Source organism: Promicromonospora kroppenstedtii DSM 19349 (assembly GCF_000515355.1).
GTDB classification, from domain to species: Bacteria; Actinomycetota; Actinomycetes; order Actinomycetales; family Cellulomonadaceae; genus Promicromonospora; species Promicromonospora kroppenstedtii.
This window is the reverse complement of the sequence record NZ_KI911678.1, coordinates 67,268-70,707: the sequence shown is the minus strand read 5'-3', so window position 1 is coordinate 70,707 and position 3,440 is coordinate 67,268. Positions and strand designations below refer to the sequence as shown.

At 71.2% G+C, this 3,440-nt stretch carries 4 protein-coding genes and 1 pseudogene; 1 reads left to right on the top strand and 4 read right to left on the bottom strand.

What is annotated here, in order from left to right; all coding sequences use genetic code 11:
- A pseudogene (locus PROKR_RS34970) lies at positions 1-342 on the bottom strand (hypothetical protein); the annotation flags it as partial.
- Positions 339-1,238: an ABC transporter ATP-binding protein gene (locus PROKR_RS14230; protein WP_036964298.1), complete on the bottom strand. Its 900-nt coding sequence runs from the start codon at positions 1,236-1,238 to the stop codon at positions 339-341. The gene PROKR_RS14230 and the pseudogene PROKR_RS34970, both read right to left, overlap by 4 nt.
- A gap of 439 nt (positions 1,239-1,677) precedes the next feature.
- Between PROKR_RS14230 and PROKR_RS14225 the strand changes: the two genes are divergently transcribed.
- Complete coding sequence (locus PROKR_RS14225) at positions 1,678-2,385, top strand: hypothetical protein (RefSeq protein ID WP_157602085.1); 708 nt, start codon at positions 1,678-1,680, stop codon at positions 2,383-2,385.
- 132 nt (positions 2,386-2,517) lie between these two features.
- Here the strand turns inward: PROKR_RS14225 and PROKR_RS14220 are convergent, their stop codons facing one another.
- Both PROKR_RS14220 and PROKR_RS14215 read right to left on the bottom strand, forming a co-directional pair.
- Complete coding sequence (locus PROKR_RS14220) at positions 2,518-3,144, bottom strand: HipA N-terminal domain-containing protein (protein ID WP_051432996.1); 627 nt, start codon at positions 3,142-3,144, stop codon at positions 2,518-2,520.
- 46 nt (positions 3,145-3,190) lie between these two features.
- A partial coding sequence (locus PROKR_RS14215; RefSeq protein ID WP_169736435.1) for a response regulator transcription factor occupies positions 3,191-3,440 on the bottom strand: 250 nt, incomplete at its 5' end.

The window sequence follows — 3,440 nt, the reverse complement described above, 5'->3', positions numbered from 1 at the left end:
GGCCGTCGCGCCGGTCGTGCCGGAGCTGAGCCAGGCGTCGGCGGTCTCGTCCTCGAGGGCGGCCTCGGCCGCCGCGGCGTCGTCCACCCGGAGGACGGTGAGCTCGATCCCCTCGTCCGCCGTCGCGGCCTCCTCGCGAGCCGACTCGGCGGCCGTCAGGGCCGCCTCGTCCCCGGTCACGACGGCGACGTCGAACGAGTCGGTGCGGCTGTCCATGTAGGCGCTGAAGCCGATCAGGCCGCCGATCATCGCCACGGTGACCGCGAGGCCGATCAGGAACCCCTTGTTGAGCGCCCGCACCACGATCTCGCGGGTCGCCACCAGCATCCATGCACTGCTCATGAGGTCACTTCCCGGTAGATCTGAGCCAGCGTGGGCCGCACCGGGGAGAACTCCTGGACGGCGCCGCGCTCCAGCGCGGTGGACAGCAGGCGGGTGGCCGCGGCGGCGTCGTGCACCTCGACCAGAGCGGACGAACCGTCGACGTCGACGGCGAGCACCCCCGGCACGTCGCGCACGAACCCGGCGTCGCCCGCGAGCACGAGCCGGTGCCGGGTGACCCCCTTGGCACGCAGGTCGTCGGGGGTGCCGTCCGCGAGGACCTGCCCGCCGCCGAGGATGACGAGCCGCTCGCACAGCCGCTCCACGAGGTCGAGCTGGTGCGAGCTGAACAGCACGGGCACGCCGCGCCGGGTGTGCTCGCGCAGCAGGTCGGCCATCGCGTCGACGGCCGCGGGGTCGAGCCCGCTGAACGGCTCGTCCAGGACGAGTGCCTTGGGCTGCCCCATGACCGCCGCGATGATCTGCACCCGCTGCTGGTTGCCGAGCGACAGCTTCTCCACGTGGTCCTTGGCTCGTCCGGCCAGCCCCAGCCGCTCGAGGTGCTCCAGCACCTCACGACGGGCGGCGGGCGCGTCGATACCGCGCAGGCGCGCCAGGTAGACGAGCTGGTCCAGCACGGGCTGCTTGGGGTAGAGGCCGCGTTCCTCGGGCATGTAGCCGAACTCGCGGCGGTCGTGCCGGGTGACCGGGGCGCCGTCGAACAGCACCTCGCCACTCGTGATCGCCAGGACGCCCATGATCATCCGCATGGTCGTCGTCTTGCCGGCGCCGTTCCCGCCGACGAACCCCGTGAGCAGGCCCGACGTCGCGGTGAAGCTCACGCCGTCCACCGCCCGCCGGGGTGTGTCGCCCGAGGCGAACACGCGGGTCAGGTCCCGCACCTCCAGATCGCTCATGACCGTCACGCTAAGGGGCCGACGGCGGCGGCGGGATCCGCCGCAAGGCGGAACCGCGCTCCGCCCCAGGCCGGAACTGCGCCGGTGCGGGGGTGCGTTCCGGGGCGCCGCCCGGGATTCGGATGATCGGCAGAATGTCACATGATCGGTATTTCGAGTTGCCGATCACGTGACATTCTGCCGATCAGCCTGCACACCGTGACCTCTCCTGCGCGCTTTGACCTGGTATTACACGCCCCGGTTGCCGTTGACGTTCTGCCACGTATTGTCCCGTCCGGAACGCCGTTCGGCACAAGAGCGGCGCTGAACTGTTCGAAATGCCCGTCCCCGCCGGAATGCGTCACACATTCCGGCGGAGGACGCGCACCCGGTCCCCACGGACCGGAGCGTCCGGCCGAGGGGCACCGGGCAACAACTGAACCCGCAGGGGGAGCGAAGCGTGCGCAAGCGATTGTTCGTCACAGGGGCGGCGGCAGCCTTGGTGCTGACTGCCGGAATCATGGGTGCCGTCGCGGTGCAGCCGGCGGGCAAGGACCAGGGTCGGCTCACGTCGGCCGGGGCCGCGCTGCCCGACACCACGCAGGGGCTGCCGCCGATGATGCTGAAGCGCGAGCCGGTGGTGAGCTCCGGCGAGAAGGGCACCGTGGACGTCCACGGCAAGCCCGCGGCGCAGGGGAACCCGTTCACCTATACGCCGCCGCCCGCGCGCGAGCCCGCGCAGGAACCCGTGCGGGAACGGCCCCGCGAGACCTACCGGCCCCCGTCGTTCGCGCCCGGGCAGGGCGGCGGCACCGGCGGCGGGACCACCCCCGTCCGGCCGGCGAAGCCGACCGTCAAGCCCACGCCCGAGCCGACGGACCCGCCCACCCAGAGGCCGACTCCGACGCCGAAGCCCACGCCGACGCCGACCCCCACCCCAACTCCGGAGCCGACTCCCACGCCGGAGCCGACCCCTGAGCCGTCGGACCCGCCGTCGGAGGAGCCCACCGACCCGCCGACCGTCGAGCCCACGTCGCGGCCGACCCCCGAGCCGTCGCCCACGCCGACGCCATCGGACAGCCCGTCCCCGGAGCCCTCGGCGAGCCCGTCCACGGAACCGTCGACGAGCCCGTCGCCGGAGCCTTCCGCCAGCCCTTCCGCGAAATAGGTTGAATAGTCCCTTTTCGGGAATTCACCGGAAAGATGAAAGCGGGGTCCGGTGGCGGACCCCGCTTTCATGATGACCCTACCGATCATCATGCCCGGGAATTGCCTGGGCCCCAGGAGCTTGCGCGGCCGGCTACACGGGTTTGAGGCTCCGGTTCAGGCCCGCGATGCCATCCTTGAACTGCTTGCGCACCGGAGCGCTGATCGCAGCGCCCGCCTCGTCGATCACCTGAGCGAAGATGTGGGTACTGGGCACGCGGCCCGTTGGCAGCCCCCACCCTCCGTCGACGCCCCGGGCCAGCGCGAACTTGCCCTGCTGACCACCGAGCGACCACCTGCCGCCGGTCTCCTCAAAGTCCCATGCACTGTCGTCCCGCCGGAGCGCCCGGAGGTGCGCCGCGATCTCGCCGTCGTCGAGCGGGACGAAGTCACCGGCGCTGTCGAACGTCTCGCCGTCACGCAGGAACTGAACCGCACCCGCACAGTCCACCCCCATGTGCTTGAGCAGGTTGAACGCCGTGACGCGGCGCTCGTCGAACTCCCGTGCCCATCGGACACGCACGTCGTCGTTGTCCGGCAGCAGGTTGTCGATCCAGGGTCGGACGCTCGCATCAGCATGGTCCTGGACGAGGAGAGGAAGCGAGACGGACAAAGGAGTGGCTCCCGGCGCGGACCGATACGCATCGTCATACCGAAACCGCAGCGACCCGTCGTCCGCCTGATCCAGCGTTCCGATGAAGGCGCCGTCGAACCAGATCACCGATCGTTGACATGCCCTCACCATGTCAGCGACCGGTGACATCAGTTCAGACCAGGCCCACCCGGTGGGCCAGGACCACCGCCTGGACCCGGTCGCGCAGGTGCAGCTTGGACAGCACGTTCGAGACGTGCGTCTTGATCGTCGCCTCGCCGAGGAACAGGGTCGAGGCGATCTCGGCGTTCGACAGCCCGGTGCCCACGAGCTCCAGCACCTCGCGCTCGCGCGGAGTGAGCTGGGCGAGGCCTGGGGGCGCCTGGTCCGGCGTCGGTCTCGCGGCACCCGGCACGCCCGCGGCG